The 26,597-nt window shown below is 40.4% G+C and carries 20 protein-coding genes and 1 other RNA gene; 20 read left to right on the top strand and 1 reads right to left on the bottom strand.

Features of this window, described 5'->3' with window-relative positions; translation table 11 throughout:
- Positions 1-24 precede the first annotated feature (24 nt).
- Positions 25-561: a hypothetical protein gene (locus tag T429_RS0105285; protein WP_005775186.1), complete on the bottom strand. Its 537-nt coding sequence runs from the start codon at positions 559-561 to the stop codon at positions 25-27.
- 177 nt (positions 562-738) lie between these two features.
- Here T429_RS0105285 and ettA point away from each other — a divergent pair, with 177 nt between their 5' ends.
- The 20 genes from ettA (at position 739) to ftsZ (ending at position 26,541) form a co-directional block, all read left to right on the top strand.
- Positions 739-2,388, top strand: coding sequence for an energy-dependent translational throttle protein EttA (gene ettA, locus T429_RS0105290; RefSeq protein WP_005775187.1), 1,650 nt, complete (start codon positions 739-741; stop codon positions 2,386-2,388).
- A gap of 680 nt (positions 2,389-3,068) precedes the next feature.
- On the top strand, positions 3,069-4,007 hold the full coding sequence (locus T429_RS0105295; RefSeq protein WP_005775188.1) for a methyltransferase domain-containing protein: 939 nt from the start codon (positions 3,069-3,071) through the stop codon (positions 4,005-4,007).
- A gap of 990 nt (positions 4,008-4,997) precedes the next feature.
- Positions 4,998-5,372: a hypothetical protein gene (locus tag T429_RS0105300; protein ID WP_005775189.1), complete on the top strand. Its 375-nt coding sequence runs from the start codon at positions 4,998-5,000 to the stop codon at positions 5,370-5,372.
- A gap of 1,399 nt (positions 5,373-6,771) precedes the next feature.
- Positions 6,772-7,281, top strand: coding sequence for a lytic transglycosylase domain-containing protein (locus T429_RS0105310; RefSeq protein ID WP_005775190.1), 510 nt, complete (start codon positions 6,772-6,774; stop codon positions 7,279-7,281).
- A 94-nt stretch (positions 7,282-7,375) separates the two neighbouring features.
- An RNA gene (gene rnpB, locus T429_RS10100) (RNase P RNA component class A) lies at positions 7,376-7,766 on the top strand.
- Positions 7,767-8,030: 264 nt separating this feature from the next.
- Entirely contained in the window at positions 8,031-9,029 is a 999-nt protein-coding gene (rsmH, locus tag T429_RS0105320; RefSeq protein WP_005775191.1) for a 16S rRNA (cytosine(1402)-N(4))-methyltransferase RsmH, read from the top strand.
- Complete coding sequence (gene ftsL / locus T429_RS0105325) at positions 9,026-9,433, top strand: cell division protein FtsL (RefSeq protein ID WP_005775192.1); 408 nt, start codon at positions 9,026-9,028, stop codon at positions 9,431-9,433. Before rsmH ends, ftsL begins: the two co-directional genes overlap by 4 nt.
- On the top strand, positions 9,430-11,172 hold the full coding sequence (locus T429_RS0105330; RefSeq protein WP_005775194.1) for a peptidoglycan D,D-transpeptidase FtsI family protein: 1,743 nt from the start codon (positions 9,430-9,432) through the stop codon (positions 11,170-11,172). The genes ftsL and T429_RS0105330 overlap by 4 nt, the downstream gene beginning before the upstream one ends.
- A 23-nt stretch (positions 11,173-11,195) precedes the next feature.
- The gene (locus T429_RS0105335; RefSeq protein WP_005775195.1) at positions 11,196-12,647 is read left to right on the top strand and encodes a UDP-N-acetylmuramoyl-L-alanyl-D-glutamate--2,6-diaminopimelate ligase; all 1,452 of its coding nucleotides are present in this window, start codon (positions 11,196-11,198) and stop codon (positions 12,645-12,647) included.
- On the top strand, positions 12,644-14,065 hold the full coding sequence (locus T429_RS0105340; RefSeq protein WP_005773190.1) for a UDP-N-acetylmuramoylalanyl-D-glutamyl-2,6-diaminopimelate--D-alanyl-D-alanine ligase: 1,422 nt from the start codon (positions 12,644-12,646) through the stop codon (positions 14,063-14,065). Before T429_RS0105335 ends, T429_RS0105340 begins: the two co-directional genes overlap by 4 nt.
- A gap of 21 nt (positions 14,066-14,086) precedes the next feature.
- A complete protein-coding gene (gene mraY, locus T429_RS0105345) occupies positions 14,087-15,157 on the top strand; it encodes a phospho-N-acetylmuramoyl-pentapeptide-transferase (protein ID WP_005773192.1) in 1,071 nt (356 codons plus the stop codon).
- 4 nt (positions 15,158-15,161) lie between these two features.
- Complete coding sequence (gene murD / locus T429_RS0105350; protein ID WP_026500891.1) at positions 15,162-16,556, top strand: UDP-N-acetylmuramoyl-L-alanine--D-glutamate ligase; 1,395 nt, start codon at positions 15,162-15,164, stop codon at positions 16,554-16,556.
- 145 nt (positions 16,557-16,701) lie between these two features.
- On the top strand, positions 16,702-17,850 hold the full coding sequence (locus T429_RS0105355) for an FtsW/RodA/SpoVE family cell cycle protein (protein ID WP_005773194.1): 1,149 nt from the start codon (positions 16,702-16,704) through the stop codon (positions 17,848-17,850).
- On the top strand, positions 17,847-18,983 hold the full coding sequence (murG, locus tag T429_RS0105360; protein ID WP_005773195.1) for an undecaprenyldiphospho-muramoylpentapeptide beta-N-acetylglucosaminyltransferase: 1,137 nt from the start codon (positions 17,847-17,849) through the stop codon (positions 18,981-18,983). Before T429_RS0105355 ends, murG begins: the two co-directional genes overlap by 4 nt.
- Entirely contained in the window at positions 18,967-20,394 is a 1,428-nt protein-coding gene (gene murC / locus T429_RS0105365; RefSeq protein ID WP_005773196.1) for a UDP-N-acetylmuramate--L-alanine ligase, read from the top strand. Before murG ends, murC begins: the two co-directional genes overlap by 17 nt.
- The gene (gene murB, locus T429_RS0105370) at positions 20,372-21,349 is read left to right on the top strand and encodes a UDP-N-acetylmuramate dehydrogenase (RefSeq protein WP_005773197.1); all 978 of its coding nucleotides are present in this window, start codon (positions 20,372-20,374) and stop codon (positions 21,347-21,349) included. Before murC ends, murB begins: the two co-directional genes overlap by 23 nt.
- A gap of 238 nt (positions 21,350-21,587) precedes the next feature.
- The gene (locus tag T429_RS0105375) at positions 21,588-22,508 is read left to right on the top strand and encodes a D-alanine--D-alanine ligase (RefSeq protein ID WP_005773198.1); all 921 of its coding nucleotides are present in this window, start codon (positions 21,588-21,590) and stop codon (positions 22,506-22,508) included.
- A complete protein-coding gene (locus T429_RS0105380) occupies positions 22,496-23,407 on the top strand; it encodes a cell division protein FtsQ/DivIB (protein ID WP_005773199.1) in 912 nt (303 codons plus the stop codon). The genes T429_RS0105375 and T429_RS0105380 overlap by 13 nt, the downstream gene beginning before the upstream one ends.
- Positions 23,404-24,705 carry a cell division protein FtsA gene (gene ftsA, locus T429_RS0105385; protein WP_026500892.1) on the top strand — a complete coding sequence of 434 codons (1,302 nt, stop codon included), beginning with the start codon at positions 23,404-23,406 and terminating at the stop codon, positions 24,703-24,705. The genes T429_RS0105380 and ftsA overlap by 4 nt, the downstream gene beginning before the upstream one ends.
- Positions 24,706-24,768: 63 nt before the next feature.
- Complete coding sequence (gene ftsZ / locus T429_RS0105390; RefSeq protein WP_005773201.1) at positions 24,769-26,541, top strand: cell division protein FtsZ; 1,773 nt, start codon at positions 24,769-24,771, stop codon at positions 26,539-26,541.
- The last annotated feature ends 56 nt before the right edge of the window (positions 26,542-26,597 follow it).

Raw genomic sequence — 26,597 nt, forward strand, 5'->3', positions numbered from 1 at the left:
AGCTTTTATCGTATTTTTAAAAAGCTATACTTCGTCTTGAAGTTTTGAAATGATTTGCTGAATATTGATGTTATTTTTATAATTATCAAGCCAAAAGAGGGGGATAGATAACTTTTTACAATTCATTTTATAGTTTTTTACGAAGTGTAACCACGTCCCAATAGGAAGTGCACTGTCGTTATTTGTTGCGACATGTTGACGCAAAGCTTTCATGATCATTGGGCTTGGGACGTCAGATCCCATAAGGCGGCGGTCGTTTTGTAAACGTAATTTAAGCCACATCAAGGCAAGGGGTGAAGTCCATTGTTTCCCGTAACAAAAAATCGATGAAAAAAGGGAAGGGTTTTTTACTGCGTAATATAAAGCCCATAAAGCAAAAAAAGAAGGTGCATAGAGAATTGCTTTTCTTTCTGGTCTTATATTACACTGATAGGTTGGTTTAATACGGTAAAAATGTACTGTTATCTCTGGTATGGAAAAGAGGGGCAATGTTTGATAACATGTTTCAGGGACCGCTAAAAAGATTTGCTTTTTGCTTCTTAAGGGGATGTTTTTTTGCATTTAGAACCATACTGGGGCTTGTGAGATGAGAAAAAATGTACCAATATTAAAGTGAAAAGCTTTTGAGATGATGTAAGCTCTATTTACTGTGCAGTTTCAAGAAGCAAAAGCAGTTTTTCAAAATCCTAATCTTTAATATCACACAATATAAAAAGAAATTTATATAAAGAGAAATTTATGGCACGTCAATTTATCTACCATATGGCTGGGCTCAACAAATCTTACGGCAATAAAAAAGTTTTAGAAAATATCCATTTGTCTTTTTATCCAGATGCAAAGATCGGTATTTTAGGGCCAAATGGTGCAGGTAAATCGACTATTTTACGGATTATGGCTGGGCTCGATAAGGAATATACGGGAGAAGCATGGCTTTCTGAAGGAGCACGTTGTGGCTATCTACCACAAGAACCTGTGCTTGATGCGAGCAAAGATGTGCTTGGCAATGTGATGGAAGGTGTTGCAGATAAACAGGCCATTCTTGAGCGTTATAACGAATTGATGATGAATTATAGTGAGGAAACGGCTGATGAAAGTGCAAAGCTTCAGGATATTATTGATAGTCAGAATCTTTGGGATTTAGAAAGTCAGGTAGAAATGGCAATGGCTGCTCTTGGTTGTCCACAAGCTAAAGGGGATGTGACAAAACTTTCGGGCGGTGAAAAGCGGCGTGTGGCGCTTTGCAAATTGCTTTTGTCAAAACCTGATTTGTTGCTTTTGGATGAACCAACAAACCATTTAGATGCTGAAACGACAGCTTGGCTTGAAAGGCATCTGCGTGAATATCCTGGCGCCGTGCTTTTGATAACCCATGATCGTTATTTTCTCGACAATGTCACGGGATGGATTTTAGAGTTAGATCGCGGTAAAGGTATCCCTTATGAGGGAAACTATTCTGCTTATTTGGGGGCTAAAGCCAAACGTTTGGCTCAAGAAGGTCGTGAAGAGGCTGCACGTCAACGTGCTTTATCACGTGAGAAAGAATGGATTGCTTCTAGTCCAAAAGGGCGACAAGCAAAGTCAAAGGCGCGGATTAAAGCTTATGATGAGTTGGTTCAGGCAGCACGTGAGCGCCGTCCTGGAGAGGCGCAAATCATCATTCCTATTGGAGAAAGATTAGGACAGGTTGTCATTGAAGTTGATCATCTCTCTAAAGCTTATGGCGAACGTGTGTTGATTGATTCTCTCTCTTTTAAACTTCCTGCTGGGGGTATTGTCGGCGTTATTGGGCCCAATGGTATGGGAAAGTCGACCTTGTTTAAAATGTTGACAGGACAAGAACAGCCCGATTCAGGTCAAATACGTATTGGTGAAACGGTGCACATGAGTTATGTGGACCAGAGTCGCGATTCCTTGGCGGGCGATAAAACTGTTTGGGAGGAGATTTCTGGGGGAAATGATATTATTAAGTTAGGCAAATATGAGATGAATAGTCGCGCTTATTGTGGGGCTTTTAATTTCAAGGGGGCCGATCAACAGCAGAAAGTGGCAAATTTATCAGGAGGGCAGCGCAATCGCGTCCATTTGGCAAAGCTTTTAAAAGAGGGGGGAAATGTGCTTCTTCTGGATGAACCGACAAATGATCTTGATACTGAAACGTTAGGTGCATTGGAAGATGCATTAGAAAACTTCGCTGGTTGTGCTGTGATCATATCACACGATCGCATGTTTCTTGATCGATTAGCAACGCATATTTTAGCCTTTGAAGGTAATGGTCATGTGGAATGGTTTGAAGGTAATTTTGCTGAATATGAAGCTGATAAAGTTCGCCGTCTTGGGGCTGAATCTCTTAACCCTAAGCACGCAAATTATAAGCCTCTTACACGTTAGAATTCTTTAATTGAGAGATCGTGTATTTTATGTTTATGTTATTCATCAATAACGTCGTGTGTATTGTGTGGAAGTTTTTATTCATTGGAAAGAGGAGAGGCTCTTTATGAGCCTATGACGTCAATAAAGCTATTTTACTTATGATATAGAACTGTCCTTTCTTGTGAAATTGCTATGAAAGGGAGAAATCTTTTTATGGAAAGTGTATTGTGCTCTGGTCGTTGAGCATTAGCCTCTTTGTGTAAAAAGCTACAAGCTGAAACCATCTTATTATTTATTCTCTTCCAATGTTGGATAATTTTTATTTTGAGATAGCTATAAGAGGCATTTCACTCATTGTCTATGTTTTCTGTTCATAGGCAGCTACTTCTGGGATGCAAGAGAATAGTTTAATTGATTCACCATGAATGGATTTGAAATGAGAAAAGATTACGATACTTTAACCTTTTATTTAAGGTAAAAATGGTGAATCATTCTTATAAATCAATTTATTATAATAAATCAATTTATTATAATTATTTGTGGGCAATGGGGTAAGATCTCTTCGTCTTTATACGGTAGCCTATTTTTTATCATAGTATGATAAAATGGTGGGAATGAAATAAATGAGAATATGCGCATTATGCTTGACTTTTTTTCCTATAAACAAATGTTTATAGGAGAGTTTAAGAGGGGTAATTATGAAAAAAAGTGCAAGTTTAGATGCAATGATTGTGCTGCTGAAAGTGGTAACAGAAGTGAGCCATTTACGTGTTCTTAGGCTTTTGCATCATGAAGATTTAACAATCCCTGATTTTATTTTTATCCTTGATCAGTCACAAGCGTGTATATCACGATATTTATGTGTATTGTACGAAGCACAATTGATTGAGCGTTATCAGAAGGGAGGCTGTCTTTATTTTAAGCTTTGTCATGACTTTTGGGGTAAAGACATTGTGAAGGGTATTCTTTCGGCTTTGCCACAGCACGATGTGTTGTTAGCGCATGATTTAGAACGTTTGAAGGATGTCAAAAAGCAGCGTCAAAAAACAAAAAAGCAGCATTTTTTACAAAATACGTTGCAATGGGATGTCTTACGATCATTCTATATGGCAGATCATGGTGTCGAAAAAGCTTTACTTAAAATCGTAGGTGATAAGCCATTTCAAACGATGCTGAATATTGGAATAGGTGGAGATTCTGTCTTAAAATTGTTTTCTGGTCTTTATACGCATGCGATTGAAATCGTGCTTGATCGTGATGTTTTGTATTTGCCGGTTGGAGATACAACTTTTGATTTAGTCATCCTTCATTGGGTTTTACATTTTCTTGAAAACCCTGAAGGGGCTCTTCATAAGATATCAGATGTGTTGCGTCCTCATGGGCGTTTATTGATTGTAGATTTTTGTTATCATGAAGTTCAGTCTTCACATTCTGATCAAGCGCCTATGCATTTTGGATTTTCAGCTTCACAAATAGAACAATGGCTTAAAAATGCGGGATTTGTTTTAGAGCAAACGATTTGTCTTACTCCTATACAAAGTAAAAACAGTGAGTCGTGTGTGGTGACACTTTGGCTTGCTCGTGATCCGCGTTTATTGGTTGATGATATTCAAGATAAACAAATCGATTTTGCATAAATCGCTTTTGTTAATGTACTGTATTCTCAGATTTCTCTAAATAACATATAGGGATGTGTTGGCTATTGTAGGGTAGTTTATCGTTATTGGGAATGATTATAGGGTATGATTCGAAATAAATACCTTCAGAGGGTTCATTTGTTTCATAAGCTATTTCAATTCTTTATTGATGCTAGCAGTCAAGAGATTTGACAATATTTTTAAAGTGTCATTTTCAGAAATTTTCATGAAGATAGATAAGACTTTTTCCCTTTAATTTATTGTTTTTTATTGAAATAATTCATCTGTTCTTTTGAGCAGGTGTTTCTGCTTTTATTGTATAAGGCTTAAAGACGACGTTTTTCTTTTGTGGTGATCGCTGCTGGGCAAGTGATTCTGCTGATTCTATTTTTTATAGGGCGAATATATACAGATTACTTATTTTTTAATGATGATCATCAGAGCTGTAAAAGAAATTATTATAAAAAACTATAATGGCTGTCGATTCTGATTGATGTTTCTTGGAATAAAATTGCTTCAAATTGGGTCATTTTGAATTTTTTTTGCCTAAATTTCACCATTTTTAAACAATTTATAATTCTTTTGTGTTTTTTTGCGTAGGAGATGATAAGAATTTCTTGTTGTTTAAAGCATTTTATTCCATAGCAAGAATATTGCATCGGCTATCTTAGTGGTTGATGCGAGAGGACGATCGGGGAACCTCCTCCCCCCCCCCCGCGTGGATCCCCTAGATTGTCTGGCCTGACTGAGGATTTCCTCAGTCAGGTTTTTTTGTAAATTATTTTTAGGGTTTTGTAAGGTGTTCTCAAGAGCCTTAAAAGGCGTGGCATTTACTGTTGTGTAGTTTGTCGTACTAGGGGGATAAGAGTTTATTGAGTGGTTAGTGTTATCGAATTCATTTTCAATGATGAGAGTTTTTCTTTATTGAAAAATCGTTGAATGTTATAAAGGGAATCTGTGTTTGATTCTGTAATCTTTAGGTAAGAGATAATGGGATTTTTCTCCAGTCGTATTGCTTTAATTTTATTTATGTTTCTTATTTTGGGCATTAGCGTTTTTGCATCTCGCAGTGTTGTTGTTCAAAAGTTTTTTTCCAGTTACACCTCTTCTTCTCAACAGGTTGAGGTAACAGAGGAGTGGTTGCTAGAGAGATGGTCGATGGCTTTCCCAGATATTATTGTGCATCTTTCTAAGATGAGTCCTCAACAGCAAGAACAGTTTATTGAGCAAGTGCGTCGCGATGCGATTTCATTTGCTGCTGGAAATGGTCAGAGTCGTGAGAAGGCGCATAAGTTTGGTGAAACTGTTGCTATGGCTCTCTCAAAAGCAATGTCTCGTCCAGCCATTGCGAATGCTTATTTTTAAAGTCGCGCTTTTGGATTTTATTTTAAGGGGCAGAGCTTTTTGTAAAGTTTTGCAAGGCGCGAGAGAAATAATTAATTTGTAAGATAATTAGAAAAATTATCTTATTTGGAAGGTAATCAATCAAAATAAAAATAGGGTTGCGATCATTATAAGAGTGGTCGCAAGTTTGTCGGTGACGCTTCAGATGAATTCCCATTATCGATGGCTAAAATAACAAAAGGAATAAAAACAGCTCAAATCAAGGCAGTATTTTCATAAAGGGTGAGAATAATCTGAGAGCGTTCATTTGTAGAAAAGAAAAGGCATGAATTGCTGTAACAAAACACGTTAAGCACAATTTTATATGCCCGTTATTTCTTGTTTGATAGGAAGATCGAAAATTCTCAAAAGGCTTGAGTTACCTTTTTCTTGCAGATTTTAGGTGTTGATTTACTTGTATAGTTTCTGGAGATGAGGCGTAAGGCTGGTAAGATGTTAATCTAGGATCAGGCAAAAAATATTTGGATGAGGATGAGAGATCCATTTTCCTTCAAAAGGCTTTGAGGGGATTGCATTTTCGAGAATTAAAAAACAGACAAAAATAATCGTTAAGCTTTGTTGTAGGAATAAAAAAGATATTATTTTATAACGTTCATTTATCATTTTACATGTGAAGTAAGGATCTCGCATATTGCGAAATTCTCTTTTTTTCAATCTGTTAAAGCAATCAAAAGCAGTTTTTGCACAACACAAAGCGACGAGCTTTTGTGGATAAAAGCTCTTTTTAGAAAGGAGTAAAAAGCTTTTTTGAGTCATCTCAAATATCAAAGGCTATTGTAATATTTTGAATGCGTAAAGAGTGTGAATATTTTATATATCTATGAGCTTTTTATGCACAATGATAGGTTTTTTGATTGTCTTTGGTTGATGGTTTATAGGGTATAAAAAGTATTGTGGGCATTTATTGGCGAGTGGGAAGCATTAATAATGGTTTTTATTTTTTGTAAAATTTTTTTCAATATCGGGGATCTTTGGTAAAGATTGTCTTGTCTCTGCATTACTTTGTAGAATTGATCTTAATAAAGAATTTAATCATCATTTGTAAAAAATATTATGTATCTTTATTGCTATTTTGTACTATAGAAATTGAGTGATACAGCAGAAATAATAGAGATATATAGAGTATATCATTTTATTGAATATACTATAAGATCAAATATATTCTCTTTATTTTTTTTATTTTATGATATAGGACAATCTATAATTTGTGCATAAAGAGATTTTCTTTTGATAGAGAATTTTATCTTGAAATTGTCTTAGTATTTCCTTTTTCAAGCCGTTCTTTTGCTTTCTTTTTTTGTACAATGCGCTTGCAAACTATTGGCGAATAGAATTTGAGAATGTTGTGAAGAGAAAGAAAATGCAATTTTTAAAAAACTTGTTAAATACAGCGTGTGCTGTATTTTTTATATTCGATATAAACTGGACTCATAGTGCCTTAAATATTGCAGAATCAAAAGAGGGCTCAGTGATTGTTGCTTCTAAGACACCTGCACGTCCTTATGAGTTTCTTATTCAGAAACTTGCAACGAAGCATAATGTTCCCGTTAATTTAGCCCATGCTGTTGTAAAAGTTGAAAGTAATTATAAGGCAAGCATAAAAGGGGCCGCGGGCGAAATAGGTTTGATGCAAATAAAACCCTCTACGGCACGAGGGTTGGGCTTTAGTGGTTCTGTAAAAGATTTGTACGATCCTGCGACCAATCTTGAATATGGTATGCGTTATTTGGCACGGGCCTATAAACTCAGTGGGGGAAGTACGTGTGGTACAATTCTTAAGTATAATGCAGGACATGCTGCAAAAAAAATGAATTCCATTTCGGCGAAATATTGCGCAAAAGTGAAAATGTATTTGGCTTCATTAAAATAACAACAAAGTAATAACGTTTTTTAAAAGGGATTGGCTATAAAATATTTTCAGATGCTATTTTCACAGAGCAGAAAATGTTTTATAAGTTAATACGTCAGTCGGCTGGGCAGCCGCGCTTGTCCAATGCTGAAAAGCGGCAGGTGAGGAAAGTCCGGGCTCCATGGAAAGACGGTGCCGGGTAACACCCGGCGGGGGTGACCCTAGGGAAAGTGCCACAGAAAGCAAACCGCCTATTTTTATAGGTAAGGGTGAAAGGGTGGAGTAAGAGCCCACCGCGCATTCAGTAATGAATGTGGCAAGGTAAACCCCACCGGGAGCAAGACCAAATAGAAATGACGTGCAAGATTTAATTTGCAGCCGATTTCCGGGCGAGTCATTCGGGTAGGTTGCACGAGGCGGATGGTAACATCCGTCCTAGATGAATGGTTGCCATGTAAAGTATAAGCTTTACACTACAGAACCCGGCTTATAGGCCGACTGATATTTTATGGATAATACGCGATATTTTGTATGTTCAATGACATATGATCTTTTATGGAGTTTGCGTTTTAAATGAACACTTGAATGAAAGAGTGTTTTAAAAAACTATAACATTTCTTTAAGTATAATACGTTAGGATGTGTCTTGGAATATCTTTAACTTTTTTCTTTCATGGTGATGTATATGAAAGTTGAGGGTTCGTTATTCTGGTATCGGTTGCCATGAGGGCGCTGTTGATTTGAAATAGCATAACTTCAAGACGGATTATTTTGACAAAACAGGATCAAAGAGCTGAACGCCATATTCCAGTGTTGTTGCAGCCAGTTTTGGCTGGGCTTATGCCATTGGTTGGAGCAAAAGTGATTGATGGCACCTTTGGTGCTGGTGGTTATACGCGCGCCTTGTTAAAGGCAGGGGCACAAGTGATTGCTCTTGATCGTGATCCTCATGCCATTGCTGCGGGACAATCCCTTGTTGATGAATTTTTTCCACGGCTTCGTTTGGTCCATATGGAATTTTCACAGCTCGATCGTGTTGTTGAAGAGAAGGTGGATGCGGTTATTTTGGATATTGGTGTCTCTTCAATGCAGCTTGACGAAGCAGAAAGAGGCTTTTCTTTTCAAAAAGATGGTCCCTTAGATATGCGAATGGCTCAGACGGGTTTTACAGCCAGTGATGTTGTCAATCATTTAAAAGCAAAGGATTTAGCGCGTATTTTTAAGATATTAGGAGAAGAGCGTTATGCAGGGCGAATTGCACGAATGATTGAAAAGCGTCGTGCTGTTCAGCCTTTTTTGCGTACAGGTGATTTAGCTTATGCTATCGAAGCGTTGGTAGGGCGCAAGCCAGGAGATCGCATTCATCCTGCAACACGTGTATTTCAAGCTCTTCGTATCTATGTTAATGATGAAATCGGTGAATTAGCGCGTGGTTTATTTGCTGCTGAACGCATTTTAAAAGCTGGAGGCCGTTTGGGGGTTGTCAGTTTTCATTCTCTTGAAGATCGTATGGTTAAAAGATTTTTTGTCTCTCGTTCTGGAGAAGGTATGAGATCACGCCATTTACCTGAAATAAAGCATTCGCCAGCAACATTTTTCCCTTTGTTTAAAGGAGGAATAACGGCCAATAAAGAGGAGTTACAGAAAAATCCTCGTTCACGTTCTGCAAGATTGCGTATGGGGGTGAGAACTGACGCAGAGGCTCTTGGGGAAGATATGAAATTATTTGGTTTAGCAGAAATTGCCAGTTTTGAAGGTGGCAAGAAATGACAGTTTTCCGTACATTTGATATGATTTTAGTGATGATTATGATTTGTATGGCAGGCCTTACTTATAAAGTAAAATATGATGTTCAAAAACGTATGAGTGAGGTTCGTCATCTTGAGCATGAAATTGCTGCAGCAAAAAATACGGTGAGTTTGCTTCATGCTGAGTGGGCTGTCATGATAAGGCCTTCACGCATGCAAAAACTTGCGAAACGTTATCAAAAACAACTTGGGTTAGAGGTTATACAGCCGCATCAAATCGTGGAGCTTAAAGATATTCCGGTACGAGAACACGATCCAATTGAAGAAATAATTAAACAAAATATCTTGGAAGATCATCAGGATATTTTGGCAAATAATCGGGCTTCTCAAGTCAATCGCGTTGTTCAAAAAGGCGCACAGCAATGAAATCGTCCTTTTTATTCTCAAAGAAAAAAAAGTGCTTAAAGGATTCGTTGAATCATCATCATGTTTCTGTTCGTCGTTCGTACTCTAGTCGTCCACGGTTACTTTTTTCGTTGTTCTGCTTTTTAATTTTATATGGCATCATGGGAGCTTGCCTTATTTCTTACGGGCTGGAAGGTGGACAGATTGAAGAAGCAAAGGGACCAAGCATTCTGCAATTGACGGCACGACCTGATATTGTTGATCGTAATGGTCGTTTATTAGCAACAGATATTAAAACCTATTCACTTTTTGCTGAGCCACGGCGTATTATTGATGTGGATGAAACAATTGAATTGCTTTCAACAGTTTTGCCTGATCTCAATTGGCAGGAAACTTATAAGCGTTTAAAAAGAAAAACCGGTTTTTCTTGGATACAGCGTGGGTTAACACCCATGCAGAAAACGCAAATTATGGCTCTTGGTATTCCAGGAATTGGTTTTCGGACTGAAATTCGTCGTTTTTATCCCGATGGACCTATAACTTCCCATATTCTCGGCATGGTCAATGTGGATAATCAGGGCATTGCAGGTATGGAAAAATATATTGATGATACGGGGTTGAGTGCTCTGCGTGCTGCTGGTCTTGCCGTGGAAGAATCATTAAAACAAGTTCAGCTTTCGATTGATGTGCGACTTCAGGCAATTGTTCATGATGAACTTATTCAGGCTATGAAGCGTTATAAGGCGATTGCTGCAGGCGCTGTTATTTTAAATATACACACGGGGGAAATTTTGGCTTTGGCATCACTCCCAGATTTTGATCCTGGAAACCCTATTGAAGCTTTAAAAAGTGATCGTCTTAATCGGATGACAGCTGGAACCTTTGAAATGGGATCGATCATTAAAAGTTTTACGACTGCTATGGCTCTTGATTCCGATATTTTTCATTTAAACAGTGTTATTGATGCTTCAAGGCCCATAAAAGCAAGTAGTGGCTATACGATTCATGATTTTCACGGAAAAAATCGTCCCTTAACGTTATGGGAGGTTTTTATTTATTCTTCCAACATTGGTTCTGCTAAAGAGGCATTAGCGATAGGGATTGATAAACATCGCAGTTTTTTGCAAAAACTTGGGCTTTTGGATCGTCTTACAACAGAATTGCCTGAAGTTGCCCATCCTATTGTGCCTCATCATTGGAAGGATATTCATTCTATGACAATTTCTTTTGGGCATGGTATGGCAACAACACCCTTACAAACAGCCGTTGGGGCTGCTGCTTTAATGAATGGTGGTTGGTTGATTGAGCCGACATTTTTAAAACGGACAAAAAAACAAACTTTGCATCATGCAAAACAGGTTTTGAAGGCCAAAACAAGTCAAAATATGCGTTACCTTTATAAATTAAATAGTGATATTGGGTCTGGACGTAATGCAAAAGTAGAAGGCTATCGAGTGGGCGGAAAAACCGGAACAGCTGAGAAAGTTGAAAATGGAAAATATTCTAAAACAAAAAATTTCAATAGTTTTCTGGCTGCTTTTCCGATTGATGATCCTGCTTATGTTGTTTTAACAATTATTGATGAACCTAAGCCAGAAGAGGGAAAAAATTCCGCAACAGCAGGGATGAATGCTGGACCAATGCTTGCAAATATTGTTCGTCGTTCAGCCAGTTTTCTTGGTGTAAAGCCGGATTTTAAAAAAGAATATGAGCCTTTTTTAGGTAAAAAGAACCATTCAAGTTTTGTTAAACAGCGGTAAAATGAATATAAAGGTGCGTCGTTATGTTGTTTGGAACAGTTTTTACAGAATGTCTTGAAGATCAGAAGCTTTCTTCAATGGAAATAACAGGAATCAGTGCAGATTCTCGACAAGTTTTGCCGGGCTATGTTTTTGTTGCTGTTCAAGGAAAACAAGGGGATGGAAGAGACTATATCAATGATGCGATAAAGCGGGGAGCATGCGCAATCGTTACGGATTGTGAGGCTGTACTTGAGGATTTAGCTGTTCCTTTTTTACGTGTTTTGAATGTTCGACATAGTCTTGCGTTGGCCGCTGCACGTTTTTACGGTTCTCAGCCTAAAACGGTTGTTGCTGTAACGGGGACAAGTGGTAAAACATCTGTTGTCTCTTTTCTTCGGCAAATTTGGTCTCATGTTGGATTGTGTGCTGCCAGTATAGGAACAGTTGGTGTTGTTTCACCTCACCGGAATGATTATGGTTCTCTTACAACACCTGATCCGGTTGTCTTGCATCGTCTTCTTTGTGAAATTTCTCATGAAGGTGTAACCCATGCAGCTCTTGAAGCTTCTTCACATGGGCTTGATCAAGGACGCCTTGATGGAGTCCGTTTAACGGCTGGTGCCTTTACCAATTTAGGGCGAGATCACATGGATTATCACAAATGCGTAGAGGATTATTTGCGGGCTAAAATGAGGTTGTTTGATACACTTTTGCCTGTATCTGCTCCTGCTTTGATTTTTGCTGATGACGTTTATTCACAAAAAGTTATTGATGCTGTTACACAAGCGCGCCGCCGTGTCTTGACAATTGGACGTAAGGGACAATTTATCACAATTAATCGCGTTGAACATCAACGCTCAAAACAGTGTATCGAATGTCGTGTGGAAAATAAGATTTATACATTTGACTTGCCTTTAGCTGGAAATTTTCAGGTAACCAATGCACTTGTGGCGGCAGGGCTGGCCCTTGCAACGGGACTTTCTCCTGATAAGGTTTTTTCTGCACTTGAAACTTTGCAGGGGGCTCCTGGTCGGTTGGAGTTTGTTGGAAAGACAGAAAATAATGCGCCTGTTTATATTGATTATGCGCATAAACCAGAAGCTTTGGAGCAGGTTTTGCTTTCTGTTCGTCCCTTTACGCAAGGACGTTTGGTTGTTGTTTTTGGTTGTGGAGGAGATCGAGATCAAGGAAAAAGAGCTTTGATGGGAAAAATTGCAGCGGATAAAGCGGATATTGTTATTGTAACGGATGATAATCCGCGTACAGAAATACCAGAAAAAATACGCAAGGATATTTTACAGGCGGTCCCAACAGCCACAGAGATAGCAGATCGTGGTGAAGCTATTTTTTATGCGGTAGGGCTTTTGAAAGCTGGTGATACACTCATCATTGCTGGAAAAGGTCATGAAGATGGCCAAATTATAGGGCAGACAACGTATCCTTTTTCAGATCGTCTGAAAGCGATAGAAGCTCTAGAGGACCGGAGGAAATGACAGCTTTATGGGATAAACAAGCACTTGTTGCGGCTATTGATGGTATTGTAATGGGAAACGTGCCAGAAACTTTTCCTGGTGTTTCCATTGATAGCCGTACTCTTGCAGAAGGCGATATTTTTTTCTGCATCAAGGGGCATCATCTTGATGGACATGATTTTGCTGCGCAGGCTTATGCACGAGGTGCAGGCGTTCTTATTGTTGCAGAACACCGTTTGAAGGATATGGAAAAGATATCGGCTCCATTGATTGTTGTTCCTGATGTTTTGCAAGCCCTAGAAAAACTTGGGAAAGCTGCACGCAAACGTTCAAGAGCTAAAATTATCGCGATAACAGGATCGGTGGGAAAAACAACAACAAAAGAAGCTTTAAAACAAGTCCTTGCAACGGCTGGGGAGGTTCATGCCAATCTCGCTTCTTTCAATAATTGCTGGGGGGTTCCGCTTACTTTAGCGCGGATGCCGATGGAGAGTGATTATGGTATCTTTGAAATTGGCATGAATCATAAAGATGAAATTCGCCCTCTGGTTAAACTGGTTTGTCCGCATGTTGCTCTCATTACGCATATTAGTGCAGGACATATGGGTTTTTTCAAAGATCTTGAAGAAATAGCAGAGGCAAAAGCTGAAATTTTTGAAGGGTTGGATGAAGAGGGCATTGCCATTTTAAATGCAGATAGTAATTTTTTTTCTTATCTCGTTCAAAAAGCAAAGCAATGTGGTGTGAAAAAGATCTTAAGCTTTGGTGAGGCTGAAAATGCTGATTATCAAGCGCGGGATATACGTCTTTTAACCGATTGTTCTTCTATGATGGTGCGCATTGGGGGACAGAATAGGCAGGTCAAAGTTGGTGCTCCTGGACGCCATATTGTGCAAAATAGTTTAGCTGTTCTTGCTGCTTGTGATGCCATTGGTGTTGATTTAGACCCTATTGTGCTTTCTTTGAGCCATTTTTCTTCTCAAAAAGGGCGTGGTGTTCGTTATCGGTTGTCTTTATCGAATGGAGGTGAATTTTATCTCATTGATGAAAGCTATAATGCTAATCCCGCATCTATGCGTGCGGCTCTTGAGCTTCTTGCGACAGGACCCGTTGGGGAAGGGGGACGGCGAATTGCTGTTTTAGGGGATATGCTAGAGTTAGGGGGGTATAGTGAAAAGCTTCATCGTGATTTAAGGGAGCCAATACGTCTTTCTGGTGCTAATCCCGTTTTTTTATTTGGTGAGGCGATGAAATCTTTAGTCAGTGATTTATCTGCTGATGTTGAGGTTTATTATGCTGAAAATATTGAGAAAATTTTACCGCTTCTTTTGGAAGAAATTTCTCCTGGGGATCTCTTGATGATTAAATCATCCAATAGCCTTTGTTCATCAAATATTGTGACGGCATTGCTTGAGCGCTATAAAGCGGTTTCTTCATAGTTTTAAGAGGTTTTTTGTCCCATGATGCTGTTTTTTTCTTCGTTGAGTGATTGGCTTCCAGGTGTGAATGTTTTTCGCTACATTACTTTTCGCACGATAGCAGCGATGCTGACTTCGGGACTCATTGTTTTTTTGTTTGGACCTAGCATCATTGCTTCTCTTAAGTTGCGGCAGGGCAAAGGGCAACCAATTCGTGCCGATGGTCCTCAAACACATTTTAAAAAGGCTGGAACACCTACAATGGGTGGATTGATGATTTTAACCGGCATTGTTGTATCGGCATTTTTGTGGTGTAATTTATCGAATATTTATTTTTGGGTGTCGCTCTTGGTTATGCTTTCTTTTGGAGCCATTGGATTTTATGATGATTATCTTAAGGTTACAAAACAAACAGACAAAGGATTTTCTGGGAAAGCACGCCTAAGCTTGGAGTTTGTTGTTGCAGCAATTGCTGCTTTTATCATCTTACAAATTGGCTCAACTGGATTCGCTTTGCCTTTTTTGAAAGATTATCTTATTGATTTAGGTTGGTTTTTCATTCCTTTTTCTGCTTTTGTTATTGTCGCCACGGGCAATGCCGTTAATTTGACGGATGGTCTTGACGGTCTTGCGATTGTTCCTGTGATGGTTGCGGCTTTATCTTTTGCTCTGATTGCTTATCTTTGTGGTAATATGAATTTTGCTGATTATCTCCAAATACACTATGTATCGGGAACAGGTGAACTGGCCGTTTTATTGGGTGCTGTTGTAGGGGCAGGGCTTGGATTTTTATGGTTTAATGCACCACCTGCTGCTATTTTTATGGGAGATACTGGCTCATTGGCTCTTGGAGGTCTACTGGGGACTGTTGCGGTTGCTACGAAGCATGAAATTGTTTTGGCTCTTATTGGTGGGCTGTTTGTTGTGGAAGCTTTTTCAGTTGTTATTCAGGTTGGTTATTTCAAATTGACAAGAAAACGTGTGTTTCTTATGGCACCAATCCATCATCATTTTGAGAAAAAAGGCTGGACTGAAAGCCAAGTGGTGATACGCTTCTGGATTATTTCAATTGTTCTTGCTCTCATTGGTCTTTCAACACTTAAATTGCGGTGAGATTTTGATTTCTGTTGCGTGTTATAAGGCGAAAAAAGTTGCTCTCTTTGGATTAGGGAAGTCTGGATTAGCAACGGCACAAGCGTTGATGCGTGGCGGTGCAGAAGTGGTAGCATGGGATGATCATCCTGCGAGCGTGCAAGAAGCTTTTCAGCAAAATATTCCAACAAGAGATCTTCACGGTGAAGATTGGTCAGAATTTGTGGCATTGATTCTCGCACCTGGCGTTCCTTTAAATTATCCTAAACCCCATTGGGTTGTTGAAAAAGCTCGTCAAGCAAATATAGAAATTATTGGCGATATTGAATTATTTGTTCGTGCGCGCCATCATTTTTTACAGCGTTATGATTTTTGTGATGAGGATGTTCCTTTCATTGCGATTACGGGGACGAATGGAAAGTCGACAACAACGGCTTTGCTTGCGCATTTGTTGGAAAAAATGGGTTATGATGTGCAAATGGGGGGAAATATTGGACAGGCGATATTAACGCTTAAGCCCTTTGTTAAACAACGTATCTATGTCATTGAATGTTCATCGTTTCAAATTGATCTTACGCCCTCTCTTCAGCCAACCATTGGGCTTTTATTAAATTTGACACCTGATCATATTGATCGTCATGGGAGTTTTGCGCATTATGTGCAAACCAAAAGACATCTAGTTGCTCAGGCTTCTCAGGCTTTCATTTCCGTTGATGATGCAGCTTGTGAGATGTTGTATCAACAATTGCTTCACGAAGGGCATCCAATTAAGGCCATTTCCAAGGATCATTTTGTTGAAAATGGTTTTTATGCAGAGGGGAGCAAGCTCTTTTCTGTCCGTCAAGGACAGCGACATATGCTTGCAGATCTTGCTTCTATGTCTGCTTTGCGCGGAGGTCATAATGCACAAAATGCTCTTATGGCCTTGGCAACGTTGCAAGCTTTAAAAATAACCGATCCCTCTATAAGCAAGCATTTAGCAAGCTATAAAGGACTGCCTCATCGTATGCAGCAAGTTCGTAAAATGGGGGCGGTTTTATTTATCAATGATAGCAAGGCGACGAATGCAGATGCAACAGCGCCGGCACTTCGCGCCTTTAATGATATTTTTTGGATTGTTGGGGGGCAGGCAAAAAAGGGGGGAATTGAGTCTCTTAGAGAATTTTTTCCTAAAATTCGTAAAGCCTATTTGATTGGGAGTGCAGCGGAAGAATTTGCGCGCATGATTGGTTCTTCTCTTCCCTTTTCTATGAGCTTAACTTTAGAAAATGCTGTGCGTGAAGCCACCATTGACGCAATGCATTGCAAGGCAAAGGAGGTGGTGGTTCTTTTGTCACCTGCTTGTGCAAGTTATGACCAATTTAAAAATTATGAGGTGCGGGGAGAAGCATTTATCTCTTTGGTGATGCAATTACAATAAAAAGAAGCATTATTTATAAAAAATATTTTTGCGTTAAGACTCCAGAATCTTTTTTTGTGTAATTTAGTTTTTAAAGTGTTTGTTGGACAGGTTGGGGAACCTTATCACTTTGAGATAATTTATAAAACGGATAAGGTGGCTATAAATGATTACGCGTGCAGATAGAGACCCAATTGCGAATTGGTGGTGGACAATTGATCGCTCTATCTTTGCGGCTTGTTTAATTTTAATGGGGATTGGCATTATGCTGTCTTTTGCTGCTAGCCCCACTATTGCAAAAAAAATCGGAATTGCTGATAGTTTTTATTTTGTTCGCTGGCATATCATTTTTAGCATTTCAGCATTTTTTACAATGGTTACCATTTCTTTTTTTTCGCTTCCTAATATTCGTCGTTTATGTGCTCTTTTGCTTATTGTAACGCTTGCTCTTATGGTTGCAACCCTATTTTGGGGTCCTGAATTAAAGGGAGCACGGCGGTGGATTTTGCTCTTTGGTTTTTCTGTACAAGCTTCAGAGTTTATGAAGCCAGCTTTTGTGGTGATGTCCGCTTGGCTTTTTTCAGAACAGATACGCAGGAGGGGAATTCCAGGTTACATGTTAGCAACTCTCCTTTATGCCATTTGTTGTGTTCTTCTGGTTTTACAGCCTGATATTGGACAAACAATTTTAATAAGTGCAACATGGGGGGGGCTGTTTTTTATTGCTGGTGTGCCTCTTACGGTTATTTTTTTCTTTCTCATTTTTGGCGTTGTAGGAATTATTCTTGCTTATCTTTTTTTGCCTCATGTGCGCGATCGTATCAATGGTTTTTTGACAGGGGAAGGAGATACCTTTCAAGTGGATGTAGGACGTGAGGCTATTTTAAATGGTGGTTGGTTTGGGCAAGGTCCCGGAGAGGGAACAGTAAAACGGATCATTCCTGATAGCCATACAGATTTTGTATTTTCTGTTGCTGCGGAAGAATATGGTATTATTCTTTGTTTGTTAATTATGATGCTTTTTGGCTTTATCGTTATGCGTTCATTATATATAGCTATGAATACGCGTGATTCCTTCATCCGTCTTGGTATTACGGGTATAGCCATGATGATAGGCTTTCAATCAGCTATTAATATGGCTGTCAATCTTCACTTAATCCCTCCCAAAGGCATGACATTGCCGTTTATTTCTTATGGTGGTTCATCAATGGTGGCAATTGCGTTTTCAATGGGAATTTTACTCAGTTTAACACGTCGTTGGCCAGAAGCACGCCTTTCAGCTTTTTCTTCTTCTGTCTTGGATAGCTCTTTATGAATGATAAAAAAGTTATTGTTTTGGTGGCGGGGGGTACAGGTGGACATCTTTTTCCTGCTGAAGCACTTGCTGTTGAATTAAGGCGACGTGGATATGATGTTCATTTAATAACAGATGAAAGAGCGCGATCTTTTGTACGGAGCTTTGATAAAGAACATATACATATCGTTTCATCGGCTACATTTACAAGACGTCATCCTTTTGCTTTGATAAAAACGTTTTGGTCTTTGCTTAAAGGTATGGGGCAATCGTTGGGGCTGTTTTATAAATTACGTCCTGTTCTGGTTGGTGGTTTTGGGGGGTATCCGAGTTTTCCTCCTCTTTTTATTGCGGCCTTAATGCGGCGTGTAACATTTATTCATGAGCAAAATGCCGTTATGGGGCGTGCCAACCGGATGTTGGCAATTTTTGTGCGTGCAATCGCTGGTGGTTTGTTGTCCCCACATGGTCCTTATGCTCATAAAACGCTTTTGACGGGGAATCCAGTGCGTGAGGCTGTGTTGAAGGCGGCTGAAGTTTCCTATCAGCCTTCTACAGGTGATGAGCCATTTTATTTTTTGATTTTTGGGGGTAGCCAAGGGGCGTCTTTTTTTTCACATATTGTTCCAGAAGCGATTGCTTTGCTTGATGATCAGAACCGTAAACGCTTAAAGATTGTACAGCAAATTCGTGGTGAAGCTGGAGAGTTGATTAAAATCTATCGTGATATGGGTGTACAAGCTGAGGTTGCTCCTTTCTTTGATGATATGGCTGAACGTATGGCGCATGCCCATTTTATTTTGTCGCGTGCTGGTGCTTCATCGGTTTGTGAGATAGCGGTGATTGGTAGACCTGCTTTGCTTGTTCCTTATCCTCATGCTTTGGATCATGATCAGTCTGCCAATGCTGCCCTTCTTGCACGTGTGGGTGGTGCGGAAATTATATTAGAAAAAGATTTAAATGCGCAAAAACTTGCGGCTCTTCTAACGCAAGCTTGTTGTGCACCCCATTTATTGGAAAAACAAGCGCTTGCTGCAAAAAAAGTTGGGCAACCTCGTGCAACGTGTTGTCTTGCTGATATGGCTGAAGCCTTAATTGCAGGGCGATTGTTGTCAGATATAAAAGAGGAGCTTTTTGATGAAAATGCCACTTGATATAGGCGTTATCCATTTTATTGGAATCGGGGGGATCGGTATGAGTGGAATTGCGGAGGTTTTTTATAATCTTGGTTATAAAGTTCAAGGGTCTGATCAAGTTGAGAGTGCCAATGTTGAACGTTTGAAGAGAAAAGGAATTAACGTTCATATCGGTCATTGTGCTGAAAATTTAGGAAATGCTGAGGTTGTTGTTTTTTCTACTGCCGTTAAAAAAACAAATCCTGAGTATATTGCTGCAAAGGAAAGACATTTGCCGCTTGTCAGACGTGCAGAAATGCTTGCCGAGCTGATGCGGTTTAGGCGTGCAATTGCAGTAGGTGGTACACATGGTAAAACAACGACCACATCAATGGTCGCAGCGCTTCTTGATGCTGGTCGTTTTGATCCGGTGGTGATTAATGGCGGTATTATTAATGCCTATGGTACGAATTCTCGGACAGGAGAGGGCGATTGGATGATTGTTGAAGCCGATGAAAGTGATGGCACATTTTTAAAGCTGCCTGCTGATATTGCTGTTGTTACCAATATTGATGCTGAGCATTTGGATCATTATGGAAGTTTTGATGCTGTCCGCGCAGCTTTTCGGCAATTCGTAGAAAATGTTCCTTTTTATGGTTTTGCTGTTTTGTGTCTTGATCATCCAGAGGTTCAGTCATTGGCGGGCCGTATTGATGATCGTTGGGTGATTACTTATGGTGCAAATCCACAAGCGGATGTTCGTTTTCTTAATCTTTCGATGGATGGTCAAAAAACGTATTTTGATGTTCTTATTCGTTCACGCAAGACAGGAAGAAAGATTGAGTTGAAAAATTTGCTCCTGCCCATGGCAGGAGAACATAATGTTGCTAATGCAACAGCGGCAATAGCCATTGCGCATGAACTTGGCATTTCAAATGAATTGATAAAGAAGGGCTTAGCGGAATTTGGGGGCGTAAAACGACGTTTTACCCGAACAGGAAGTTGGCGTGGTATTGAAATATTTGATGATTATGGACATCACCCTGTTGAAATAAAGGCTGTTTTGCGCGCCGCACGTGAGAGTGCAAAAGGGCGTGTCATTGCCATTGCACAACCGCATCGTTATTCACGTTTGCATCATTTATTTGATGAGTTTGCTACTTGTTTTAATGATGCCGATACAGTGTTGATTACCCCCGTATATGCGGCTGGTGAAGAGCCTATCCTAGGCTTTGGTTCGCAAGAATTGGTAGAGCATATTAAAATGGCTGGTCATCGTGATGTGCGTTTGATACACGGTCTGGAAGATGTTGTGTCTCTTGTATCAAAATTTGCGCAGCCAGAGGATTATGTTGTTTTTCTTGGTGCGGGCAATATCACACAATGGGCTTGTGCGTTGCCTCATCAGTTGTCGGGACTTGGTGGTCATGATAAATTTTCAGAACATTGATGGTGAGGCGCTATTGGCGCAATTGCAACCGCTGTTGGGTAATGTCAGAGGCAAGCTTACGCCGAATGTTGAGATGCGTAAGGTGACATGGTTTCGCACTGGTGGGTTGGCAGAGCTTTTTTATCAGCCTGTTGATGAGGAAGATTTGGCTCTCTTTCTTCAAAATTTACCTGAAACTGTTCCTATAACAATTGTTGGGATCGGTTCTAATCTTCTGGTGCGTGATGGGGGCGTTCCTGGGGTCGTGATTCGTCTTTCACCTAAAAATTTTGGGCAAGTGCAGCAAGTTTCTTCAAAAGGTTTTTTAGTTGGTGCTGGTACGGCGGATAAACATTTAGCTGCTGCTGCTTTAAAGGCAGAAATCGCAGGTTTTCATTTTTATCATGGTATTCCTGGTGGCCTTGGAGGGGCTCTCAAAATGAATGCGGGTGCAAATGGTGTTGAAACAGCTGCGCGTGTTGTTGAGGTCTATGCGCTGGATCGTAAAGGACAACGTCATATCTTAAATTTGAAAGATATGCATTATTCTTATCGTCATTGTGATATTCCTAAAGATTTTATTTTTACGGCTGCTTTATTGGAAGGCGAACCCGGTCATAAAGATGCTATTCGTGCTGCTATGGATGAAGTTGCCCTCCACAGAGAAACTGTACAACCTATTCGCGAGAAGACAGGAGGATCAACTTTCAAAAACCCTGAGAATACATCTGCGTGGCGCGTTATTGATGAAGCAGGGTGTCGAGGTTTACGGATTGGTGGTGCTCAAATGAGTGAAATGCACTGTAATTTTATGATTAATACAGGCCAAGCAACAGGCTATGATCTTGAAGCATTGGGAGAAACAGTGCGTGCGCGTGTTTTTGCACATTCAGCTCACCTTTTACAATGGGAAATAGAGCGTATTGGTCAATTTGAGCGGGGGCGAAGTGTTCCTCCTTTTGATCCATTTCATTGATTTATTGTTCACTAAAAAAGTGCAAATAAAAAATTGAGTCATTTCAAAGAGATAATAAAAAAATTCTATTAAGAATCAATAAATTAACAAAGAATCTCTTGCATCAGGCTTTTGAGTCTGATTCATTATGCAAAATGCTAGGTTATTGATTCGCAAGGATAAACTTTGTTTTTCCTGTATGTGGTACTGGTGTCTTCTATATAGGCTACATATAGTATGCGAAAGAGGGTGATTGATTATGAAAGATAAACATATAGCTGTGTTAATGGGAGGTTTTTCTTCTGAACGGTCTGTAAGTTTATCTTCAGGGGCAGCTTGTGCTGATGTTCTTGAGATGCAAGGGTACCGTGTGAGCCGTGTGGATGTTGACGCTCATATTGCTTCTGTTCTTGAACAGTTGCAGCCTGATATTGCCTTCAATGCATTGCATGGTCCATTTGGTGAAGATGGTCGGATTCAGGGGATTCTTGAATATTTAAAAATCCCTTATACCCATTCTGGTGTGATGGCATCCGCTTTGGCAATGGATAAGGGACGTGCAAAAATTATTGTTGAAAGTGTGGGGGTTTGTGTTGCTCCTTCTCGTATTATGAACCGCTTTGCTGTTGGGAAAACGCATCCCATGGAGCCTCCTTATGTTATTAAACCTGTGTGTGAAGGATCAAGCTTTGGTGTTGTCATTGTTCAAGAAAATGAAGCAGCACCACCCCATAATATTGGGGGATCTGAGTGGGGATATGCCGATGAGGTGATGGTTGAGAAATATATTCCTGGTCGTGAATTGACTTGTGCTGTTTTAGGCAATGAAGTGCTGGATGTGTGTGAAATTCTCCCCAACCAACATTTTCCATTCTACGATTATGAGTCAAAATATAAGACGGGTGGTTCTCTTCACATTTGTCCTGCACAACTTTCACTAAATATTTACCAAAGTGTGCAAAGAATGTCTTTAGCAGCCCATCAGGCGATAGGGTGTCGAGGTGTTAGCCGTTCTGATTTTCGTTTTGATGAGAAAACTGGAGAATTGGTTTGGCTTGAAATTAATACGCAACCCGGTATGACATCGACGTCTCTTCTTCCTGATATTGCAAAAGCGAGCGGTCGTACTTACGGCGATATTGTTCAATGGATGGTGGAGGACGCATCATGTATGCGTTGAATGTTAATAAAACAAATGTTCCGATGGAGGTGCCTTCAGTGCCGGCTTTGCCACGTCTTTATCGTCGTTTTCTTCGGTTTATGTTTGAGTTTGTTTTTGTCAATATTCATATTCCACGTCATTTCGGTTCTTTCGCTGTTGTATGGTTTTTCTTTGTGACAGCTTTTTATGGACTTTCATCAAGTGGTCAGATGGCGATGATCGTAAATGCGTTCATATCGGATAGTGGTTTTGTGGTCACGCAAGTCGATATCAGTGGTAATAAGCGTTTGACAAAGCAAGATATTTTGAAAATGTTAAAACTTGATGCTGCGCCCTCTATATTCACTTTTGATGTTGAAAGAGCACGTTCTCTTTTGGAAAAACAGGCTTGGGTTCAATCGGCAAATGTTCAGAAAATTTATCCCAATAGAATGCATATTTCCATCGTGGAGCGTGAGCCTTATGCTATTTGGCAACATGATAGCATAATAGATATTGTTGATCATACGGGGCGTGTCATTGTGCCCTTTAAAGGAGGAATTGTTCGGGATTTGCCTCTTGTGGTTGGGCAGGGTGCGCAAAATGCAGCTAAAGGATTTATTCAAGCGCTGTCAGTTTATCGGCAAGTGTATGATCGTGTTCGTGCTTTTGTGCGGGTAGGTGATCGGCGTTGGGATCTTGTTTTGGATAATGGAATGCGCCTTATGTTGCCTGAAAATGGTGCCCTGGAAAGGCTTTCCTCTCTTATTTCATCCGGTAGGATGCAAGATCTTTTATCGCGCGATATTCTCAGTGTTGATTTACGTCTTGCTGATCGAATTACTGTTTCTTTATCAGATGAAACGTTGGAGCGTTATCAGGCTCGTGTCGCAGAAGAAGAAACTATTTTAAAGACGCGAAAGGTAGGAAACCCATGATGTTGCTCAGATCACATCATCGGGGGGGGCGTAAGACACGTTTTTTAACGGTTCTTGATGTTGGCTCAAGTAAGATTGTTTGTCTGATTGCTTGTTTGCGTCCTTTAAAGTATGCGCACTATTTGCATGGTCGTACACATTCTATGGAAATTCTAGGCTTTGGAGTACAGCGTTCACGCGGTATTAAATCTGGTGTTGTCATGGATATGTTTGCAGCAGAACAATCCATACGCTTGGCTGTTGATGCAGCAGAAAAAATGGCTGGTTTGGTGGTAGATTCAGTAATTGTGAATTTTTCCTCAAGTCGATTACAAAGTGCTTTGATTCATGGAGAGGTCGATTTGAATGGTCGTGAAGTGACTAAGCGTGATATGCGTATGGCCTTTTCAGATGTTTCGCGTAAAGCTTTTGATGCTGAGCGCCATGTTATGCATTCAGTTCCAGTTTCTTATATCTTGGATGGAGATAAAGGAATTTCTGACCCCGTCGGCATGGCAGGGGAAATATTTGGTGTCGATGTGCATGTGCTAACCGCAGAAACAGCCTCTTTGCGTAATTTAGAAACGTGTATTAATCGTGCACATTTGAGTGTTGAAGCAATGGTTGCTACTCCCTTTGCAAGTGGTCTTGCTGTCTTGATGAATGATGAGGCACATTTAGGAGCTGCATGTATTGATTTTGGTGGTGGAACAACAACGTTTTCAGTGTTTTTTGAGGGAAAATTTGTTCATGCGGATGCTCTTGCTGTTGGCGGGCATCATGTCACTCTTGATGTTGCGCGCGGATTTTCTATGTCTCTAACAGAGGCGGAACGTTTAAAAGTTGTTTATGGTTCAGCACTTTTAACAAGTGCCGATGAGCGGCAAATGATTAATGTCGCAGAAATTGGGAGTGAACAGCGTGAAACGCAATATCCTCGCGCGGTTCTTGGTCGCATCATTCGTGCGCGTGTTGAAGAAATTTTAGAAATGGTTCGTGATTGTTTAAATCGTTCTGGTTTTGGTCACATCATTGGTAAGCGTGTTATTTTGACTGGGGGAGCAAGCCAGTTAACAGGATTGCCAGAAATGGCACGTACTATATTAGGAAGAAATGTTCGTATCGGGCGGCCTTTAGGGATTTCGAGGCTTCCTTCTCTTGCAAAAGGGGCGGCGTTTACATCTGCTGTTGGGTTGTTAATTTATCCGCAATTGGTGGGTTTTGAAGAAAAAACAATGCAGGCGGCAGGAAATCATTTATCGATGGGCACGCGTGGGTATTTTCAGCGTGTTGGTCAGTGGTTGCGTGAGAGTTTTTAGTTAAGTCTAGTTGGATAAATTTCATCGCTTTGGCTTGCGGTGTCTTATGAGAAGGAAAAGAAAATGACGATTAATCTGCATCGGCCAGATATCGCGGAATTGAAGCCACGCATTACCGTTTTTGGTGTTGGAGGTGGTGGCGGGAATGCCGTGAATAATATGATTAATGCTGGTCTTCAAGGAGTTGACTTTGTTGTTGCAAATACGGATGCACAGGCTTTGGCTATGTCAAAGGCTGAACGTGTTATCCAGCTTGGTGCTGCTGTGACAGAAGGTTTGGGTGCGGGGGCTTTACCAGAAGTTGGACAAGCTGCGGCAGAGGAATGTATTGATGAAATTATCGATCATCTTGCAGACTCTCATATGGTTTTTATTACTGCTGGTATGGGGGGAGGTACTGGAACAGGGGCTGCTCCCGTTGTTGCGCGCGCAGCGCGGGAAAAAGGTATTTTGACCGTTGGTGTTGTGACAAAGCCATTTCAGTTTGAAGGGGCGCGTCGTATGAAAACGGCCGAGGCTGGTATTGAAGAATTACAAAAGTCTGTCGATACATTGATTGTTATTCCCAATCAAAATCTTTTCCGTATTGCAAATGATAAAACAACGTTTGCTGATGCTTTTGCTATGGCTGACCAAGTGCTTTATTCTGGTGTTGCTTCCATTACGGATTTGATGATTAAAGAGGGCTTGATTAACCTTGATTTTGCTGATGTTCGTTCTGTTATGCACGAAATGGGCCGAGCCATGATGGGAACAGGTGAAGCATCTGGTGAGGGGCGTGCTTTGGCTGCTGCTGAAGCAGCTATTGCAAACCCATTGTTGGATGATACCTCTATGCGTGGAGCACGTGGTTTATTGATTTCTATTACGGGTGGGCGTGATATGACCCTCTTTGAGGTGGATGAAGCTGCTAATCGTATTCGTGAAGAAGTGGATGCTGATGCGAATGTAATCTTTGGCGCCATTGATGATGAGTCATTGGAAGGTGTTATTCGTGTTTCTGTGGTTGCCACCGGTATTGATCGTGAGGTTAGTGATGTGGTTCAGCCCTCTCAACCTCAGCTCCAAAGGCCAACCTCTTCAATACGTAAGAATGATCCTGGAACGCCACACAGTTCTTTTCATGTTCAGTCACCGCCTTTGCGTTCTGAATCAATGGTAGAAGTCATCGAATCACTTGAAATAGAAAAGAGTAAGCCAACAGGAGAACAGTTCCGTCCCAAAAGTCAAATTTTTGCACAGCCTGCAGAAGCAATGATGACACGAAATGCGACAAAAACAGTTGCTTATGGTTCAAATGCTGGACAGGATCAGATATCAAATGCCCCACGTATGCAAGCAGGTCGTATTTCTCAACAAACTATGACGGCGCCTGTGAGCATGGAGGCTACAGCGCATGTTCTTGATGAGATGACAGGGGTTGTGAAGCAAAAAGAAAAGCTAGTGCAACCAAAACAAACGCAACAGATGCAAGCGCGCGCTCCAATGCGGATGCCTGAGTTAAAGGATTTTCCTCCTGTTGCTCATGGACAGAGACAAAGAACATCTGTGACTGATCAAGGTCCTCGTAATCTTTGGCAGCGTTTGAAACAGAGCTTGACACATCGCGAGGATGAAGAGCTAGAAGCAAGATTGGAACCTGCTGTAAGATCCTCACAGCAGCAAGAGTCCTCTCTTTACAATAAAAACTCTCAGGCGTTTTCTCAAGATGCTTCTGTTTATGTTCCACGTCGTTCTGGTGAGTTGCATCCTCAAGTTCCACAAGATCAGCGTACTTTTATCAGTGAAGAGGATCAGTTAGAAATACCGGCGTTTTTACGTCGTCAGGCAAATTAATTGGTAAAAAATGAGGAAAAGTAAGAAATTTTATGCCCTCTTTGGTGATGAGTTAA

It is taken from the genome of Bartonella elizabethae F9251 = ATCC 49927, from assembly GCF_000518165.1.
GTDB lineage: Bacteria > Pseudomonadota > Alphaproteobacteria > Rhizobiales > Rhizobiaceae > Bartonella > Bartonella elizabethae.

Bases quoted from the DNA above. Each gene is read 5' to 3' on its own strand.
- T429_RS0105330 (WP_005775194.1), top strand. From the start codon at position 9,430: ATGAAATCGTCCTTTTTATTCTCAAAGAAAAAAAAGTGCTTAAAGGAT.
- murC (WP_005773196.1), top strand. From the start codon at position 18,967: ATGAAAATGCCACTTGATATAGGCGTTATCCATTTTATTGGAATCGGG.
- T429_RS0105355 (WP_005773194.1), top strand. From the start codon at position 16,702: ATGATTACGCGTGCAGATAGAGACCCAATTGCGAATTGGTGGTGGACA.
- T429_RS0105310 (WP_005775190.1), top strand. From the start codon at position 6,772: ATGCAATTTTTAAAAAACTTGTTAAATACAGCGTGTGCTGTATTTTTT.
- ettA (WP_005775187.1), top strand. From the start codon at position 739: ATGGCACGTCAATTTATCTACCATATGGCTGGGCTCAACAAATCTTAC.
- ftsZ (WP_005773201.1), top strand. From the start codon at position 24,769: ATGACGATTAATCTGCATCGGCCAGATATCGCGGAATTGAAGCCACGC.
- T429_RS0105335 (WP_005775195.1), top strand. From the start codon at position 11,196: ATGTTGTTTGGAACAGTTTTTACAGAATGTCTTGAAGATCAGAAGCTT.
- murB (WP_005773197.1), top strand. From the start codon at position 20,372: ATGATAAATTTTCAGAACATTGATGGTGAGGCGCTATTGGCGCAATTG.
- ftsA (WP_026500892.1), top strand. From the start codon at position 23,404: ATGATGTTGCTCAGATCACATCATCGGGGGGGGCGTAAGACACGTTTT.
- ftsL (WP_005775192.1), top strand. From the start codon at position 9,026: ATGACAGTTTTCCGTACATTTGATATGATTTTAGTGATGATTATGATT.
- mraY (WP_005773192.1), top strand. From the start codon at position 14,087: ATGATGCTGTTTTTTTCTTCGTTGAGTGATTGGCTTCCAGGTGTGAAT.
- T429_RS0105295 (WP_005775188.1), top strand. From the start codon at position 3,069: ATGAAAAAAAGTGCAAGTTTAGATGCAATGATTGTGCTGCTGAAAGTG.
- T429_RS0105340 (WP_005773190.1), top strand. From the start codon at position 12,644: ATGACAGCTTTATGGGATAAACAAGCACTTGTTGCGGCTATTGATGGT.
- T429_RS0105380 (WP_005773199.1), top strand. From the start codon at position 22,496: ATGTATGCGTTGAATGTTAATAAAACAAATGTTCCGATGGAGGTGCCT.
- murG (WP_005773195.1), top strand. From the start codon at position 17,847: ATGAATGATAAAAAAGTTATTGTTTTGGTGGCGGGGGGTACAGGTGGA.
- T429_RS0105375 (WP_005773198.1), top strand. From the start codon at position 21,588: ATGAAAGATAAACATATAGCTGTGTTAATGGGAGGTTTTTCTTCTGAA.
- T429_RS0105285 (WP_005775186.1), bottom strand. From the start codon at position 561: ATGCAAAAAAACATCCCCTTAAGAAGCAAAAAGCAAATCTTTTTAGCG.
- T429_RS0105300 (WP_005775189.1), top strand. From the start codon at position 4,998: ATGGGATTTTTCTCCAGTCGTATTGCTTTAATTTTATTTATGTTTCTT.